The 17,099-nt window shown below is 68.5% G+C and carries 13 protein-coding genes and 4 pseudogenes; 10 read left to right on the top strand and 7 right to left on the bottom strand.

What is annotated here, in order from left to right; translation table 11 throughout:
• Positions 1 to 1,098: 1,098 nt before the first annotated feature.
• Positions 1,099 to 1,569: a MarR family winged helix-turn-helix transcriptional regulator gene (locus ACWCP8_RS40295; RefSeq protein WP_451121481.1), complete on the top strand. Its 471-nt coding sequence runs from the start codon at positions 1,099 to 1,101 to the stop codon at positions 1,567 to 1,569.
• Between the two features lie 173 nt (positions 1,570 to 1,742).
• Here the strand turns inward: ACWCP8_RS40295 and ACWCP8_RS40290 are convergent, their stop codons facing one another.
• Positions 1,743 to 2,135, bottom strand: a complete 393-nt coding sequence (locus tag ACWCP8_RS40290) for a hypothetical protein (protein ID WP_451121479.1) — start codon at positions 2,133 to 2,135, stop codon at positions 1,743 to 1,745.
• 551 nt (positions 2,136 to 2,686) lie between these two features.
• On the opposite strand from ACWCP8_RS40290, the gene ACWCP8_RS40285 reads away from it, so the two are divergent.
• Positions 2,687 to 3,124 carry an alpha/beta fold hydrolase gene (locus tag ACWCP8_RS40285; protein ID WP_352272436.1) on the top strand — a complete coding sequence of 146 codons (438 nt, stop codon included), beginning with the start codon at positions 2,687 to 2,689 and terminating at the stop codon, positions 3,122 to 3,124.
• 361 nt (positions 3,125 to 3,485) lie between these two features.
• Here the strand turns inward: ACWCP8_RS40285 and ACWCP8_RS40280 are convergent.
• Positions 3,486 to 4,204: pseudogene (locus ACWCP8_RS40280) on the bottom strand (IS6 family transposase).
• Between the two features lie 852 nt (positions 4,205 to 5,056).
• The gene (locus ACWCP8_RS40275) at positions 5,057 to 7,285 is read right to left on the bottom strand and encodes an MMPL family transporter (protein WP_451121477.1); all 2,229 of its coding nucleotides are present in this window, start codon (positions 7,283 to 7,285) and stop codon (positions 5,057 to 5,059) included.
• 154 nt (positions 7,286 to 7,439) lie between these two features.
• On the opposite strand from ACWCP8_RS40275, the gene ACWCP8_RS40270 reads away from it, so the two are divergent.
• The 4 genes and pseudogenes from ACWCP8_RS40270 (at position 7,440) to ACWCP8_RS40255 (ending at position 10,955) form a co-directional block, all read left to right on the top strand.
• Positions 7,440 to 8,009: a TetR/AcrR family transcriptional regulator gene (locus ACWCP8_RS40270; protein ID WP_352272304.1), complete on the top strand. Its 570-nt coding sequence runs from the start codon at positions 7,440 to 7,442 to the stop codon at positions 8,007 to 8,009.
• A 22-nt stretch (positions 8,010 to 8,031) separates the two neighbouring features.
• Positions 8,032 to 8,366: pseudogene (locus ACWCP8_RS40265) on the top strand (alpha/beta hydrolase fold domain-containing protein); the annotation flags it as partial.
• 620 nt (positions 8,367 to 8,986) lie between these two features.
• On the top strand, positions 8,987 to 10,231 hold the full coding sequence (locus ACWCP8_RS40260; RefSeq protein ID WP_352272306.1) for an NADH:flavin oxidoreductase/NADH oxidase family protein: 1,245 nt from the start codon (positions 8,987 to 8,989) through the stop codon (positions 10,229 to 10,231).
• 340 nt (positions 10,232 to 10,571) lie between these two features.
• Positions 10,572 to 10,955, top strand: coding sequence for a hypothetical protein (locus ACWCP8_RS40255; protein ID WP_352272307.1), 384 nt, complete (start codon positions 10,572 to 10,574; stop codon positions 10,953 to 10,955).
• 288 nt (positions 10,956 to 11,243) lie between these two features.
• Here ACWCP8_RS40255 and tnpA read toward each other — a convergent pair.
• Positions 11,244 to 11,585 (bottom strand): annotated as a pseudogene (gene tnpA, locus ACWCP8_RS40250) (IS200/IS605 family transposase); the annotation flags it as partial.
• Positions 11,586 to 11,762: 177 nt separating this feature from the next.
• On the opposite strand from tnpA, the gene ACWCP8_RS40245 reads away from it, so the two are divergent.
• The 3 genes from ACWCP8_RS40245 to ACWCP8_RS40235 all read left to right on the top strand — a co-directional run bounded on the left by ACWCP8_RS40245 (position 11,763) and on the right by ACWCP8_RS40235 (position 14,629).
• Positions 11,763 to 12,683, top strand: a complete 921-nt coding sequence (locus tag ACWCP8_RS40245; RefSeq protein WP_352272309.1) for an acetoacetate decarboxylase family protein — start codon at positions 11,763 to 11,765, stop codon at positions 12,681 to 12,683.
• Between the two features lie 21 nt (positions 12,684 to 12,704).
• Positions 12,705 to 14,303, top strand: coding sequence for a succinic semialdehyde dehydrogenase (locus ACWCP8_RS40240; protein WP_352272311.1), 1,599 nt, complete (start codon positions 12,705 to 12,707; stop codon positions 14,301 to 14,303).
• 197 nt (positions 14,304 to 14,500) lie between these two features.
• Positions 14,501 to 14,629, top strand: a complete 129-nt coding sequence (locus tag ACWCP8_RS40235) for a hypothetical protein (protein WP_352272313.1) — start codon at positions 14,501 to 14,503, stop codon at positions 14,627 to 14,629.
• Positions 14,630 to 15,147: 518 nt separating this feature from the next.
• Here the strand turns inward: ACWCP8_RS40235 and ACWCP8_RS40230 are convergent.
• The gene (locus ACWCP8_RS40230) at positions 15,148 to 15,504 is read right to left on the bottom strand and encodes a hypothetical protein (protein ID WP_451121473.1); all 357 of its coding nucleotides are present in this window, start codon (positions 15,502 to 15,504) and stop codon (positions 15,148 to 15,150) included.
• A complete protein-coding gene (locus ACWCP8_RS40225; RefSeq protein ID WP_352272316.1) occupies positions 15,504 to 15,806 on the bottom strand; it encodes a beta/alpha barrel domain-containing protein in 303 nt (100 codons plus the stop codon). Before ACWCP8_RS40225 ends, ACWCP8_RS40230 begins: the two co-directional genes overlap by 1 nt.
• Before the next feature lie 95 nt (positions 15,807 to 15,901).
• Here ACWCP8_RS40225 and ACWCP8_RS40220 point away from each other — a divergent pair, with 95 nt between their 5' ends.
• Complete coding sequence (locus ACWCP8_RS40220) at positions 15,902 to 16,516, top strand: TetR/AcrR family transcriptional regulator (protein WP_451121471.1); 615 nt, start codon at positions 15,902 to 15,904, stop codon at positions 16,514 to 16,516.
• Positions 16,517 to 16,781: 265 nt separating this feature from the next.
• On the opposite strand, the pseudogene ACWCP8_RS40215 reads toward ACWCP8_RS40220, so the two are convergent.
• Positions 16,782 to 17,099 (bottom strand): annotated as a pseudogene (locus ACWCP8_RS40215) (DDE-type integrase/transposase/recombinase); the annotation flags it as partial.

The following is a 17,099-nucleotide window of genomic DNA, read 5'->3' as shown; positions in this document are numbered from 1 at the left end:
CACCGCCTCGTAGAAGGCCTTGGTCCGGTCGATGTCGGAGACGGGCAGCACGATCATTTCGAGTTTCAGATCCATGGGGATGTCCTTGTTTCTTGGCGTCGGTGAATTCCACACATCCGTGCGTCACCGGTTCAACTGGTGATTGCGGCCACCGGGGCGACAGACGCGGCCCTGGCTCGCTGTGATGGACGGCCGGGATGGGCGGTGGGGTGGCTCATCCTGCGGTTCAACCTGACAGGAAACCTATCCGACACTTAAATCGTGTGCAAGTAAAACTTGGGAACTGAGAGTGTGGCAAAGGAAACATCCGGCGGCGCCCCCGGCCTCCGGGCCCGGCCGCCCCGGACGCGGCCGGGCCCGGGCCCGGGGCGGGGGCGGGGGCCGGGGCGGGGGTGGGGCGGGGGCGGGGCCGGGGCGGGGGCGGGGGTGGGGTGCACCATGGGCAGCCGCCGACGCAGCCGGTGCATGCGGGGCCTTCGGGGAAGCTTCTGCGAGGCGGTCATCCTGCGGTTCGAGCCCGGCGGCGCCGACACGGCGTCCGGAGTTCCAGCGCTCCGGAGGGCCGCTTCTCCCGCGGCCCACGGTTTCGACGGGAGGCGTACCGTCTCGCCCGCATCGCCGATCAGCATGTCGAGCCCGCCCGCTGCGGCGACGGCGCCTTCGGCCGGGCCGGTCCGTCACGGCGGGAGCCAGGTGAAGATCCACCGGAAGATCCTCGAAGGCGTGGAGGGATGCGGGCCACGCGGGCACCGGGTGGCCGCGACGGGCCCGGCTCGAGGGTGCCGCCGACGAACAGGATCCTGGAAGCTCCGCCCGCCGGCCGCCTGCGGTGCCGAGCCATCGGCGAGCAGGCCCCCGCTCGAGCTCGACCTGCAGTTGAGCTCGACCTGCGATTGAGCTCGACCTGTACTTGAGCTCGACCCGCGATTGCACCGCACCGGACCGGCCGTCGGCCGGTTGTGTTTTCGCGGGCCGGCGGCGGGCGAAAACCGGCGAGGCCCGATCCCACCTATTAAGTGTGCACAATATAATGTTGAGCATGTAAGTTTTGGAGTATGCTAACTATGCGTGAAAGATTCGCGCGGAGGAGGAGTCGTGATGAGCAAGATCGAGACGGGTGCCGGACAGAGTGACGCCGCTGAGGTCAGCCTGCTCCTTGAGGACCAGATGTGCTTCGCCCTGTACGCAGCGCAGCGCGCGGTGACCAATCGCTACCGCCCACTGCTGGAGGAGCTCAATCTGACCTACCCCCAGTACCTGGTGATGCTGGTGCTGTGGGAGCACGGCGCCCTTCCCATCAAGACCCTGGGCACGCTTTTGCAGCTCGACTACGGCACCTTGACCCCGCTGCTCAAGCGCCTGCAGGCTCACGGGTTCATCCGGCGCGAGCGCCAGGCGAGCGACGAGCGCTCGGTGCAGATCACCCTCACCGAGCAGGGAACCGAGCTCCGCGAGCGCGCTCTCACCGTCCCCGTCGCCATGGGGGAAGCCGTCGGCCTCGGCCCTCGGGAGATCGAGGATGCCAAGTCCTTCCTCGAGCGCCTGACAGCCAACCTCTCCGCAGCCTGACCCGGCTGCCGCCCGTCGCCGAATCGCCGCCCCGTCCACGCTCGAGCATCCACCGCCGGTCCGCCACCTGCGCTTCGCGCTCCGGCATCAGCCGGGACCGTGAGGTCCGGCGCAGCTGCCACTGGAGCAGCCGGGCCACGTGTCTCGCCGAGCGACGGGCACGCCTGCTCAGCTCAGGAGCCTGTTTCCAAGGTGACGTCGCCCCGAGCCCCGCGGTGAGAGAGCCGCATCACCCGGTGCCGGCTCCCCCGTGCTCCCCGCTCCCCCGCGCCCGGCCCGCGCTCCGGCGCGGTGGGCTGCTGCAGGCGGATGTTCCGAGGTCCGGCCACGTACATCCCGCTCTCGAGCTCGGTGTCGCTGACGGGGACGACGTCGCGGTGGCGTCCGCCGTGTGTCCACACGCCGCGCTCCGCGACAACGCCCACCAGCACATGCGCGAGTGGGCTGTCGCGCGAACCGTCCGGCACAGGCTTCTCCCCCGGCCCGCTGCGCCCGCTCCTGGACGGCCACCGGACCGGCGAGAGACCGATGCCGCTCGCCCGCACGAAGGCACGGGCGGTGGCCATGGCCCCGGGTGGCGACGGCGGGCCGGCGCAGGAGGTCGCAGGCGGTGGCGATCTCCTCGGCTGTGAGCCCGGCGGCCTCGCCGATGGCGGGGCATCGGCGAGGATGCGTTCGCGCATCGCGGCACCCCCTCGCAGAGGGGCACCCCGACGACCTGCCCTTGGCCGGCCGGCGCCGGCGTGTGCTTAAGGCCGTTGACCTCCGGGCAGCGGCCGTGAGGGTCGCCAGGTCGACCGCCTCGAGCGGTGGCCGGTACACGCCGGTCACCGTGCAGGAGGCGGCGTGACAGGGGAAGCGCAACCGGTCGCCCACGGGCAAGGACAGCCACGCTGTCCCTTTTCTGCTGATTTGGTGTGGCAGGTCACAGGAAGTGCTTCCGCTCTCGTCGCAGCGCTGGTCAGGCGCATCGCACCCATGATCCATCACCTCTCCCACGAGCACATCACCCACGTGTAACTTGTACACGAGGTAATTTCGCTCTAGGGTTTTGGTGTGGCGCCGGACAGTCCGCATCCCGGAGCCGTCACTGATGTATCCGACAGGGAGATCACCGATGAACCGCAAGCTCAAGAGCCGCTCTTTCCGGACATACGCCGCCCTCGGGACCGCCGCCGGTGCGGCAGCGCTGGCCCTGATGGTCACCACGCCCGCCGGCGCCACCGAGGCGGCCGAGATCGCGTCTCCCCGCCCGGGCGCCAAGCCGCCGGTGGTGCTGGTGCACGGCTCCTTCGCGGACTCCTCCAGCTGGAACGGCGCCGTCAAGGATCTCAAGCGCTCCGGCATTGCGGTCATCGCGCCCGCCGACCCGCTGCGGGGCTGTACAGCAACGCCGACCAAAAGTGCGTACATCAACAGTGCGTACATACCGCACGACCGGACCGAAGCCCGTGAGCAAGCAACTACCCCTCGAGCCGGGGCCGCATCCCGACCGTGCGGGGAGGATGGATCCGCCAGACCCAGGCCGATGCGGGCGAGCGCGATGACCGGCTGACCACCGACGAACCGGAAGAACCGGCCCAGCTGCGGCAGGAGATGAACCGGCCGCACCGGGTCAACGAGGCCCAGCGCACCCAACGGAGCCCCGCGCATACTCATCCGCCCCTGGGACCCCGCCGAACGGCAGAACCGACTCGCCGCCCACGACCTCGGCCGGCTCACCGTCAACGGCCTCGCCGGCGAGCCGCCCCTTCGCCCAGCCTCTGTACCCCGCCTTCGACGCGCGGCAGCACGCGGCGTCGAACCTGCTTCGCCCGGCCCGGGCGGTACCTGTCCGGGCGGCGTTGTCACGTTGTTGGGTGCGTGGGTGTCTGACGGTGCGTCGGGGCGTGGTGGTGCCGGGTGCCGACCTGGGTTCAGGCCGCGGTGGGCAGGCCAGTGGCGCCGGTGATCTGATCCCAGATTGCGAAGCGGACGGTCATCTCGAGGCGGTGGTCGGGGGCAGTCATCAGGTGGCGGCGGGGCCGGAAGTGGGGTGATATGCCACTGAACGCGGACAGGAACCGCTGCGCTCCACCGACGGAACGAAAGCCTTTCATCGCCCGTTCGCGTTGCCTGGTGGGCTGGTGGGCTGGTGGCTGTTCTCGGCCCGGTTGTTCAGGCCCTTGTGCGAGCGGTGCTCGACTGACGGCATCGCCACGCGGTGGGCAGCGCCGTAGGAGCGGAGCTTGTCGGTGACGATCACCCGCGGCACCGCCCGGGTCTTCGTCATCAGACGGCGGAAGAAGCGCCTGGCCGCAGCCTTGTCCCGCCGGCTCTGGACGAGAATGTCCAGGACGTCGCCGTCCTGGTCCACAGCCCGCCACAGGTACTTCAGATCGCCGTTGATCTTGATGAAGACCTCGTCCAGGTGCCACTTGTCGCCGGGCCGGGGGCGCCTGCGGCGCAGCGCGTTGGCGTAGGCCTGCCCGAACTTCCGGCACCATCGCCGGACGGTCTCGTGGGAGACGATCACGCCGCGCTGGAGCATCAGCTCCTCGACCTCACGGAAGCTGAGCGAGAACCGGAAGTACAGCCACACGCAGTACGAGATCACCTCGACCGGGTACCGGTGACCCTTGTACGACGGCGACATGCCCTCCACGGACGATCCCCTCCACCAGCGATCAACCCGAAGATCATCTCACCCTGCCAGCCAACATGACAGCACCCGTGACAGGGTTCAGGGCCTGCTCGCACAGACAGCACTTCGGTCGAGGCGGCCATCCGCAGCGGACCCAATGCCTACATAGACCCGGCCGCATCCGGCCTGCTGCGCAGTAGTGCCGCGACGGTCACTTCATCCGCGTGGACGGCCCCGCTGGAGGAGCTCGCGCGGCACCTGGTCGCCGTCAACGACGGCATCACCACCACCTGGCTTGCGGACCACGACACCGAGGCTGCCAAGCAAGACCGCGGCCTTCACGGCCGCCGCGAGCCAGCTGCGGAGGACAGCGGGTCCAATCGCGACCTCGACCGTACCCGTAGGCATCCTCCGATTCCCACCTGTAAGAACAGCAGCCGATGTCGACAGAGGCAGACGAACGCAGGCCGGATCCGGCAGGCCGAGCTGGAGCATGAGTTGATGAGCGGCGCCGAGGCCTACGTGCAGATGTGGGAGCAGTCGCTGGCCTGGAACGGCTGAGCAAGAGCTCGGGGCCGGAACCCGCCCGGGCGGGTTCCGGCTGCCTCAGCAGACATGCTGTCTTTCGGGTCAGCCGTGGCTCTGCTTGGCCGGCCGTGGGTGTCGCCCGCACCGGTTCTTGTTCATCTGCCGGCACCAGATGCTCGTGCGATGACGGGAAGTGGGTTCGCGAGCATCGCCCAGCTGCGGGTACGTGGAGTGCGAAAAAGACACCCTGCACCTCCTTGTCCCAAGGGAGGTGCAGGGTGTCACCCGAGGCCGTCGGGCCCCCACGGCAGGGCGGCCTCGGAGATTGGGGGGTGTTCAGACCCGGGTGGATGTCTTGCGACGCGGGGTCTTCTCGTCGGTTTGCGGGTGCGCGGCAGGTTCGGCCGGAGCCGCGGCCGGCAGACGCGCGCCTTCGATGTCGACGTCCGGGAGCAGTCGGTCGAGCCAGCGGGGCATGCTCCAGGCACGTCGTCCGAGCAGGGCCATGGCGGCGGGCACGAGCGTCATGCGGACGATGAAGGCGTCGATGAACACGCCGATGGCGAGCGCGAAGCCGATGGCCTTGACGATCGGGTCCTCGTTGAAGATGAAGCCGCCGAAGACCGCGACCATGATCAGTGCGGCGGCCACGATGACCCGCGCGCTGCTGGAGACGCCCTGGGCGATCGCCTCGGCCGGATTCTTGCTGTGTTCGTAGTGTTCGCGCATCCGGCTGACGAGGAACACCTCGTAGTCCATGGCGAGACCGAAGAGCACGCCGGTGAGCAGGACCGGGAGGAAGCTGGTGACCGGTCCGGTGGCTGCCACGTTGAGCAGGCCGTTCAGGTGGCCCTGTTGGAAGACCCAGACGGAGGCACCCAGGCTCGCGCCGACCGAGAACAGGAAGCCGAGTGCCGCCTTGAGCGGTACCAGGATCGATCGGAAGGCGATGGCCAGCAGGATCAGCGCCAGGAGGACGATGACACCGATGAACAGGGGCAGTGCTTCGCCGAGCTTGCCGGCGACGTCGATGGCCATGGCCGTCTGTCCGGTGACATAGAGGGAACCGCCCGTGTCGGCGATCTTGGGGGCCTGGTCACGCATGCGGTGGACCAGATCGGTCGTGGCCTGAGCGTCGGGGCTCGACTTCGGGACCACTCCCATGACCACGACGCCGCCAGAGGGGCTGGGTACCGGGCGTGAGACGGCGGTCACGTTCTTGTCCGCGGCCAGCGCGCCGCGCAGCTGAGTCACGGTGGCCTGCCGCTGGTTCTGCGGGATGTGCTCGGTGTCCAGCACGGTGATGAGGGTGGCGTTGAAGCCGGGCCCGAAGCCCTCGGTGAGCAGGTCGTAGCTCTTGTGCTGTGTGCTGGCCTCGGGCTGTGAGGCGTAGCTGGGCAGGCCGAGACGCAGGTCACGGGCAGGCAGGGCAAGCGCCAGCAGTCCTACGATGCCGGCGAGCAGGACGAGGGCCGGCTTGCGGGTGACCGTACGCGCCCAGGCCAGGCCCCAGGCACCGGCGGTGCGGTCCTTGCGCTTGCTCTTCCGCTTGGGGCGGCGCGGGCGCATCCGCTCGCCGAACACTCCCAGTACCGCCGGAAGCAGGCTGATGGCGACCAGGACGGCGATCAGCACGGTCCCGGCGCCGGCCAGGCCCATGATCGTAAGGAACGGGATGCCGGTGATGGACAGTGCCGCCAGCGCGATGACGACCGTGGCTCCGGCGAAGACAACCGCGCTGCCGGCTGTGGCGGTGGCGCGTGCGATCGACTCCTCCCAGTCCATCTCGGGGTCGGAGAGTTGCTCGCGGTGCCGGGAGATGACGAACAGTGCGTAGTCGATCCCGACCGCCAGGCCGATCATCAGCGCCAGCACGGTCGCGGTGCCTGTCATCTGCACGAAGCCGGAGACGAACAGCGTGCCGAGCACGCCGACGGCCACGCCCAGGAGCGCGGTCACCAGCGGCAGTCCGGCCGCGACGACGGAGCCGAGCGCGACGGCAAGGATCACGAAGGCGAGGACGACGCCTACCAGTTCCGCCGGGCCTCCTGCCTTGGACTCCGGCAGCATGGCCGAGCCGCCGAGCTCGACCTGCATCCCGGCATCCCGGAGGGGCTGCACCACGGTGGACAGTTCATCCTTGGCGGACTGCTCGACCTTGGACGCTTCCTCAGCGAAACGGACATCGGAGTACGCGATAGTCCGGTCGGCCGAGACCGTACCGGCCGAGGTCGGCTGGGAGACGGTGATGACGCCGGGCGCCGACGCTGCCTTGCGGAGGACGGCGTCGAGCGCCTGCTGCTGCGCCGGGTCCGTGACGGTCTTCCCCTCAGGGGCGGCGACGACGATCCGTACGACGCCACCGGCGGCCGGGGGGAACTTCTCCTTCAGAAGGTCCTGCGCCCGCTGCGCTTCGACACCGGGGACCGTGAACTCCGTGGTCCTCTCTCCGTGAAGGGTCGCTCCCAGGCCTCCGACGACCGTGAGAAGGACGATCCAAGTGGCTATCACCCAGCGGCGGCGGCGAATCATCCAGCGCGCCCAGGCGTATAGGCGTGAGGCCATCGAACATTCCTAACCGGTCGAAATTCTGATCAATGGGAGCTGAAGGCGTATATGCGTGGTGGAGGAGTCAGAGCAGGTCCCCTCCACCACGCACTGCACAGTAACGCATTTTTACAGCTGACTGTAAATTAACTACCGGTGGTAAGCTTCTGCCATGACGGGTGCCAGCCTCAGGGAACGCAGCAAGGCTCGACGCAGGGAAGCGATCCTCACCGCCGCTTACGAGCTTTTCGCCGAGCGGGGCTTCGACGCCACGAGCATCGCCGACATCGCCGAAGCGGCCGAGGTCTCGCCGCGCACGGTCACGCTGTATTTCCCGACCAAGCTGGAACTGGCGATGGCGCACTTCAACGCATTCGTTGACCAGCTGGCCGCAGCGCTGCACGCCAGACCTGCCGGGCAGGGCATCCTCGACACCGTGGAGCAGTGGCTGCGCGAACAGGCGGAGTCCCCGGACAAGTTCGACGGGCTCTACGACCGGATGCTCCAGTCCAACCCTCAGCTCAAGGGGCTCTGCCGGGGCCGGCTGACCGACGTCGTCCAGGACGGTGCCCGACTCCTCGCCGAAGAACAGGGCTGGCGCCCCGACGATTTCGCCCCGCGCATCCTGGCGGCCACCGTGGCAAGCGTGATCGGTGAGCTGACGCACCGATCCGAGCCGGGTGATCTGGAGATCGCCATGACCTTCATCCGCGCCGCGGCCGCCACGCTGGAGCCCGGCTGATCCGACCCGGCTCCCCCACGTCGACTTCGACACCCCCTCCTAGCTGCAGTTCACCGAGGGCTACTTCCTCACCCGCGACGGCATGAAGTGGTTCTGGGACGCCTACACCACCGACCCCACCCAGCGCGCCGAACACCACGCCCCCTGCAGGCCACCCTCGACCAGCTCAAGGGCCTGCCGACGACCTTGGTCATCACCGACGAGGCCGACGTCCTGCGCGACAAGGGCGAGCAGTACGCCAACAAGCTCCGCGAGGCCGGCGTCGACGTCACCTCCGTCCACGTCGCGGGCATGGTCCACGACTTCCTCTTCCTGGACGGCCTCCGCGACACCCGCGCCGCCAACATCGCGCACTAGCTCGCCATCGACGTCCTCAGAACCGCACTCCACGACGACTGACACACCCCGTGCTTCTCTGCGCATGAAGACACGAAGCTGGGCCCGCCAGCGCCATTGCCAGCGGCGCCAACGGGCCCGGACTGCTTTCAGCCGAGCCACCGGCCCCGGCCTTTAAGGCCGACTCCGAAAGGCTCCTCCACGACTGCCCTGCTCTGCCTTGCAGCCTCACCGCCAGCCAACCCCGAAGGCCCCGCCCTATGCGGGAGCGGCGGCGAACAGTGCGTACGCGGAGACGCGGACCTGGGGCGACAGCGCCGGAGTGGAGGGCGCAGGGATGGACCAGGGTCAGATGCTGAGCGAGCTCGCGGCATCCCTCAGCGGCGGCAAGAGCATCGTGGTCCATGTAGTGGCGATATGGGCTGTCGCCAAGACGCCGACCCGTCGGGCGACCGCACACCGGGACGCCCCCCAGCAGGCTCCCGCGCGGCCCGCAGGCAGGCCGCGCGCAGGCCCCACGGTGACACGAGCCGCCCGTCTGCGACATACCCCACACCCCTCGATGTTTACGATGATTACATTCTTGCCCTAATGTGAGTGGTGCACACATCGTGAGTGATCGAGATGAAAGAGAGAACGGGATGACCAGCGAGCTGTTCTCGCCACTGACCCTGCGCTCCGGGCAGGTCCTGAAGAACCGGATCGCGAAGGCGGCCATGGAGGAGAACATGGCCGGCGACGGCCAGCTCCCCGACTGGCAACTGCTGTCGCTGTACCAGCACTGGGCCACTGGCGGCACCGGCCTGCTGATCACCGGCAACGTGATGGTCCACGCCGAGGCGCTGACCGGCCCCGCCGGCGTCGTGCTCGACGAGGATGCACCCCTGGAGCCGTTCGCCGACTGGGCGAAGGCAGCCAAGTCCGGCGGTGGTGCGATCTGGATGCAGATCAATCACCCCGGCCGCCAGGTGGCCTCTGACATGCCCGGCGTCGTATGGGGCCCGACCGACATCGGAGTCTCCCTGGGCAAGCACAGCAGCCGCTTCGGCCGCCCCACCGCCATGACCCCCCAGCAGATCAACGACACCGTGGCGCGGTATGCGGTGACCGCGCGACGCGCCGAGGAAGCTGGCTTCGACGGCGTCGAGGTCCACGCCGCACACGGCTACCTCCTCTCGCAGTTCCTGTCCCCGCTGGTCAACAAGCGCACCGACCAGTGGGGCGGATCGCTCGAGAACCGGGCCCGGATGCTGCTGGACATCGTCCGCGCCGTCCGCGCCGCGGTCTCGCCCTCCTTCGCCGTCGCGGTGAAGCTCAACTCCGCCGACTTCCAGCGCGGAGGCTTCGACGCCGCCGACGCCCGACAGGTCATCGAGATGCTCGAACCGCTCGGCGTCGACCTGGTCGAACTCTCCGGCGGCAGCTACGAAAGCCCCGCGATGACCGGACGCCCCGCCGACAACCGCACCCAGGCCCGCGAGGCCTACTTCCTCGACCTCGCCAAGGACCTCGTCAAGACCAGCCCCATCCCACTGATGCTCACCGGCGGTATCACCCGGCGCGCGACAGCCGACAAGGTCCTCGACAGCGGTGTGGCGGTGGTCGGCATGGGCACCGCCCTCGCCATCACCCCCGACCTTCCCTCACGTTGGCGCCAGGGCCGCGAGGCCGACCGTCACATGCGTCCGGTGACCTGGTCCGACAAGGCCCTCGCCTCGGCCGCCAGCATGGCTCAGGTCCGCAACCAGATGCGCCGCATCGCCCGCGGCAGCAACCCCAAGCCCGGCACCCACCCGGCGGTCGCCCTGATCTCCGAGCGCCGTAGGCAGCGAGTGGCCCTGCGCAGCTACCGCGCCTGGCTGTCGAAGTCCCAGGCAGCGGCCTAAGAACCGCCGATGGCGCCTGAGCGCGTGGCCCGCCCCTGCTACACGTGAGGCGCCATCGGCTTCGCTTTACTGCCGGTCCCCGACGATCAGCGCCTTCTGTACCAGGATGCCCTCTACGCCGAGTCCCTTGGTCAAGTGAGGTACTCCCGCTGAACCATGTACGAATGCCGACTACTTCGGGCGGCGCGGCACCAGGACCACCTGGACGACAGCAGCCCGCCTGGGGAGTTGACGCAAGAGCGTGAGCGGCGTTGCGCTTCGCCCGGGCGGCGAGGCGCACCCAACAGGCACAGACGGGGCGTTCAGAGACCACCCCCACCCGGACAGAGAGAGCACGAAGATGGCAGAACCGATCCAGAACCTCGGTGGGCAGGAGGATCTGGAAGACCCCGCAGCAGAGAATCCTGCGCATGCACCCGACGGCCGCACCGTGCCGTACCGGCACAATGTCCAGCAACTCAGAGGCATCCACACCGCATCGCCGAAGGCCTCTGCGCATTCGGCGCCGGTACTCCCGGATCCTGTCTTCGCGCTCGATCAGGACATGAATGAGCAGCGGTCGGGCGTCAACGAGACACCGGGTTCCGCCGCCCCGGCGGAACCGTTGCCCACCGAGCCTGATGAAGAAAGGCCGCTCGAGCCGGCAGCCCTGCCCGGAACTGTGACCACCGTGTGGTCCAGCATCCTCTCCACCGCGTTCCGCCAGCTCCGGGAAGGCCGGTAGGGGCTACCTACGGACAAGAGCGTCCGTACACGGCGCGGCCATCGCGCCCTTCTGGCGGCGGAGTTACTCTCCGGCGGACGCGGTCCTCACGAAGGCCCAGGTTCCCCGCTGAAGCTTTAGCACGGCAGCGTGCTGCTTCGTCACCTCGCATTGAGTCGACTGCGCCGTAAGCCGTCCCGCGCGGCATGCGTCAGGCCCCACCGTCCTATCCCTCTCTTCGGAGGGAATCCCCACCTTTAGGTGGGGCGGGAATCCGATCTGAGGACTGCTCTGACCCCCAGTCCACGACGGACGTTTCTGCTGCTCGATGTATTGACGGATGATCGCCAGCGGCGCTCCGCCGCAGCTTCCGGCGAAGTATGAACGGGACCAGAACACCGAGCCCATCCCGATCCGGTTGATCCGGCCGGTGTACTCGGCGCACAGGTAGCGGGAGCTGACGCCCTTGAGACGGTTGATCAGTTCCGAGAACGCGACCTTCGGCGGATAGTGCACCAGGAGGTGCACATGATCAGTCTCGCCGATGAACTCGCGCAGCTCCACCTCGAAGCCGTCACACACCTCCCGCATGATCTCTTCGCACCGCTTGAGCATTGCGTCGCCGAAGACGCCCTTGCGGTACCTGGTGACGCTCCCTCAGGGGTACGACTCCCCCGCTCAGGCACCCGGGCTGCAGGCACTGGAGCGCCCCTGCCATCGACCGTCGAGAGCCGTCCGCAGAATCCCCGCGTCCCATTGTTGACAGTGCATACATAGCTCTTTATAGTCATGTGTACACCGCTTACATGAGAGTGAGGAACCCTCGCTATGTCTTCAACACAGAAGGACACCGTCAAGGTCAGCCTGGGCGGCCGTGAGGTCACGGTCCCCAAGGGCGGCCTGTACGACCGCTACCGGATGAACCCCAACCTCGACGAGATCGCCCGCGACCCCCGCGTCAGCAGCGTGGACTTCTTCCGCCAGTTGCCCAAGATCAAGGTCGACTCTCCGATCGGTTCCACGCTCACCCCGAACTTCTACTACACGATCTCCACCGCCCGGCTCACGATGGTCGCGCCGACCCGTGCGATCCGCAGCCGTCTGCCCGAGGAGCTCTCGCCGCTGGAGATCACGCCGGGCCTCGGCCTGGTTTCGGTCATGTTCTTCCGCTACGACGTGTGCGACATCGACTTCTACACCGAAGCGGCCGTCGGCATTGCCGTCAAGCCCGCCCGGCACGGAAAGCTCGGCTTCTTCGACCTCGTCTCCGGCCTGAAGAACGAGCACCTCGACTCCTACGTGCTGTCGCTGCCGGTGAACACGGACATCGCCCAGGTCCGCGGCCACGACGGCTACGGCTTCCCCAAGTGGGTCACCGGGCTCGACGTCGACATCAACGACCACCGGACGAGCGCCAGTGTGGCCAACGACGCCGGCGGAGTCGACCTGTCGCTCCTGGCGAACACCCCCTCCCAGAAGGCCTATGTGAGCGGGGAGCGCGTCAGTTCGCTCACCTCGTACACGACGATCAACGGCGCGTGGCACTCCACCCTGAACCAGACCAACGTGCTGAACGCCGGCACGACGCGCAGCACCAGCGGCATCACCCTCCACCTCGGTGAGGGCCGCATGTCCAACGACCTGCGGTCGCTCAAGCCGAAGCGGACCATCCAGTTCGACGTCATGACCGAAGGCCAGGCCGCCCTCCACATGCCGGTGCCCACCTCGGTCCGGAGCCGGAACAAGTAGCAGCAGCAAGGAGTCCGTACCATGGTCACCGACCACGCCAAGCGCCCCACGGCCGCCCGCGGCCTGGGCCTGCCCGCGTCCATCACCCCGGCCCTGCTCACGCAGCTGACCGCGCGGGTCTCGGCCGCGCCGAACGCCGCACGGGTCACCACCAACGCCCCCTACACCGGCGTGCCCCTGGCCGACTTCCCCGTCTCCACCCCTGAGGACGTTGAGGCCGCGTTCGGGCGGGCCCGGATCGCGCAGAAGTCCTGGGCGGCCACTCCGATATCGGAGCGCAAGCGGATCATGCTGCGCTACCACGACCTCGTCCTGGCACGGCAGGAGGAGGCCCTGGACCTGATGCAGGCCGAGAACGGCAAGACCCGCCGTGACGCCTACCTCGAGGTCGTCGACATCGGCATCGTCTCCCGCTACTACGCCCGCAACGCCGACAAGTACCTCAGCCCCAAGCGCCGCCGCGGCGCGATCCCGCTGCTCACCCACACCACCGAGCTGCGTCACCCCAAGGGCGTCGTCACCGTCATCTCGCCGTGGAACTACCCGCTCAGCATGGCCGCCAGCGACACCATCGCGGCGCTCATGGCCGGCAACGCCGTCGTGCAGAAGCCCGACACCCAGACCGCACTCACCGCCCTGTGGTCCATGAACCTGATGTACGAGGCGGGCCTGCCGGCCGACGTCTGGCAGATGGTGATCGGCCGGGGCAGCTCCATCGGCGGCGCGCTGATGGACAACGCCAACTACATGATGTTCACCGGCTCCACCGCCACTGGACGCCAGATCGCGAGCGACGCCGGCAAGCGCCTCATCGGCGCGTCCCTCGAACTCGGTGGCAAGAACGCCATGATCGTCCTGGACGACGCGGACATCGACAAGGCCGCCGAGGGCGCCGTCAACGCCTGCTTCCCGTCCGCCGGGCAGCTGTGCGTCTCCATCGAGCGCCTCTACGTGGCCGAGTCCATCCGCGACAAGTTCGTCGCCGCGTTCGTCGCCCGCACCAAGAAGCTCAAGATCGGCGCTGCCTACGACTACAGCATCGACGTCGGCAGCCTCACCACCGCCTCCCAGCTCAAGACCGTCACGACCCACGTCACCGACGCGGTCGCCAAGGGCGCCACCATCCTCGCCGGCGGCAAGGCACGCCCCGATCTGGGACCGCTGTTCCACGAGCCGACCATCCTCACCGACGTCACCCCCGACATGACGCTGTACGACCACGAGACCTTCGGCCCCGTCGTCTCGATCTACTCCTACCGCGACGTCGACGAGGCCATCGCACAGGCCAACGCAACGGCATACGGCCTCAACGCCAGCGTCTGGTCGAGCAACGGGGCACGCGGCCGGGCCGTCGCCGCTCGCGTCCACGCCGGCACCGTCAACGTCAACGAAGCCTTCGCCGCCGCCTGGGGAAGCATCGACGCCCCCATGGGCGGTATGGGCGACTCCGGACTCGGCCGTCGCCACGGCGCCGACGGCATCCTCAAGTACACCGAAGCCCAGACCGTCGCCCACCAGCGCATCCAGGGCTTCTACCCGCCGGCCCGCATCTCCCCCGAGACCTGGGCCACCCTCCTGACCGGAGCACTGAAGGTCATGAAGGCAGTCGGCGTCCGCTGAACAGCGTCTGCCACACAGCCCTGGCCTCGATCGAGCCACGTCATGAAAGAGGGCGGCTTGTCCACACGACGGGCTCGCCCTCTTCACCTGATCCACCGGGCAGCACCACCGCTCGTGAGGGTAGGAACGCGCGCACCTACCCCCGCACGGCTTCGAACAGTGCGGGGCATGTCGGAGGCGGCTGACAGTCTGAACTCGTGCTGATCGAAAGATTCGAGAACGACCCGCTGGTCGCGGGCGAGGGACTACTGTCACTGCCGGGCTTCTGGCCCCCCTACCTGCTGTGGCGGTGCCAGACCGAGGACAACGAACCTCATCCGGTCTGATTCGGTGCCGACGAGGCCGACACTGACGCGACATACGAGGCACTGGTCGACGAGGACCGGTGACCGGTCTCCCGGATCCCGTGCACAGACGGCCACACCGCGGTCGTCGTAGGCCGCAACATCACTGGCGACGCCGGGACGGAGTACTTCATCTCCCACCCGAAATGGGACCGGCAGACCGGCACGGATACCTGGCGAGCGTCGACGGACACCAGGCGGGCCTCGGACTGTCCTGGCGCCGGAGTCCTCTCAGCAGGCTGCAGTTCAGGCGGGCCCGGCAGGTCTTCGCTCTGTGTCTCAGGGAGCGAGGTCGGCGTGGACCGCCTCTCCCGAGGGCAGATCTAGAACCGGGCCCCGGCAACCCGCTACGACATAGGCACCGTCCGCTGCCAACCGACTCATCCCCCGACTTTCTGGACACGACCTAGCTAGGGCGGCGCCCCCGATACGGAGGCGCCGGCGTCCCCGACCCGCTGGGGATACCGGCGCCGTCCGGTGACGTTGCTATGAGGGGTGATTTACCGCCCGGCGGCGCTCCGCCCCTTGGACAGCCAGGCGCGGTAGGTGCGTAGGGCGCGTCGCTGCTTACGGCGTTCGGAGATCAGAGCAAAGGTTGGGGAGGTGCCGGGCTTGAGGTTGCGGCCGCGGGCGATGCGGCGCATCAGGTGGCGGACCCGCGCCATGCTGGCGGCCGAGGCGAGGGCCTTGTCGGACCAGGTCACCGGCTCCATCAGGCGGTCGGCCTCGCGGTGGTTCTTCCAGCGCTCAGGGAGGTCGGGAGTGAGAGTGAGGGCGGTGCCCATCCCGACGAGCGCGACGCCGCTGTAAAAGACCCTCTCCGCGGTGTTGCGCCGGGTGATACCGCCCGTGAGCATCAGCGGCAGCGGGCTGGTCTTGACGAGGTCCTTGGCGAGGTCGAGGCGAACGGCTCCAGGGGTGAGTGCTCGTCGAGCACGACGCCGGCGGGGCCGGTCAGCGCCTCGGCGTGGACCATCACGCTGCCGGTGATCAGCAGGCCGGTGCCGCCAGTGGCCCAGCGCCGGTACAGCGTGTATAGCTGTTCGCCGGGGAGCTGGCCTTGTGCGGCCATGTTCTCCTCCATGGCCGCCTTCGCGATCCGGTTCTTCAGGACCTGCCCGGAGCGCAGGAGCAGCGGCGAGAACAGCTCACTGGTCATCCCAGTTCCCTCTTCCATCTCAATCGCTTATGATGTATGCACCGTTCACATTAGAGGGGCCATGTGAGCGCCGCGAACATGAGGGAGTGTGACCTGTGTCTCAAGCCGGTGGGTATCACCATGGGGATCTGCGCGCGGCCTGCCTGAGGGCCGCGAGAGAGCTGCTCGAGGAGGACGGCAGCGCCGCACTCTCCCTGCGCGCGGTCGCCCGCCGGGCCGGCGTTTCGGCCACGGCCCCCTACCGTCACTACGCGGACCGCGACGCACTCGTGTCCGCCGTCGCCGCGGAGGGGTACCGCGAGCTCGCCCAGCACCTGGCCGCGGCTCACCCCGCGCCCTCCACGCCCGACGACCTGGCCGCCGTCGCCGTCGTGTACGTGCAGTTCGCCCTCGAGCACCCTGCCCTGTTCCGGGCAATGTTCGCGGAGCCGTGCGATCCGGCCAGCGAGGAACGGGTCGCCGCGACCGCCGTCATCTCGGAGTACGTCCAGAGCATCATCCGCGACGCCTTCCCTGGCGCCGAGGACGCGGCCGCCCTGGCGACGACGGTGTGGGCCCTCGTGCACGGCCTGGCCTTCCTCCATCTCGACGGCAAGCTCGACACCTCCACCCCCGAGGCCGTCGCCGCACAGGTCCGCGCCTCCGTATACGCACTGTTCGCCGCCTCTCCGGCGCTGTCGCAGGCGGCAACTGCGCCGGTCGGCAGGTGACGGTCTCGGCGCACAGTGCCGGCCATGTCCGCCGGCGCCGTCAGCGGTACGTGAGCAGGTGGCGTTGATCGCCCGCGAAGTGGGCGTGCTCGTTGAAGGTCAGGAGGGTGGTCCCGGACGTGCCCACCGCGAGGGTGGTGACGGAGGCGTTGACGGTCACGCGGTTGAGGGCGACGACTCCCTCGGCCGGGCGTTGTCAGGTTGAGTGAGTGCTTGGGGATGCGCGCGGTTTCGGGACGGGTCTGGCCGTGATGGTGACAGTCGGTCAGGCCGCGGCGGGTCGGCATGTGGTTCCGGTGATCTGGTCCCAGATGGCGAAGCGGGTGATCATTTCGGTGCGGTAGTCGGGTGCGGTAGTCGGGTGCGGTAGTCGGGTGCGGTCATGAGGTGGCGCCGGGGCCGGAAGTGGGGTGAGATGCCGCTGAACGCAGCCAGGAACCGCTGGGCTCCCGCGACGCCGCGGAAGCCCTTCATCGCCTGTTCACGCCCACGGGTCGGTTGATGGCTGTTCTCGGCCCGGTTGTTGAGGCCCTTGTGCGAGCGGTGCTCCACCGAGGGCATCTCATGGCGGTGGGCGGCGCCG

Source organism: Streptomyces sp. NPDC002206 (genome assembly GCF_053593595.1).
The sequence above is the reverse complement of the archived record's forward strand: the minus strand, read 5'-3'. Positions and strand labels throughout refer to the sequence as shown.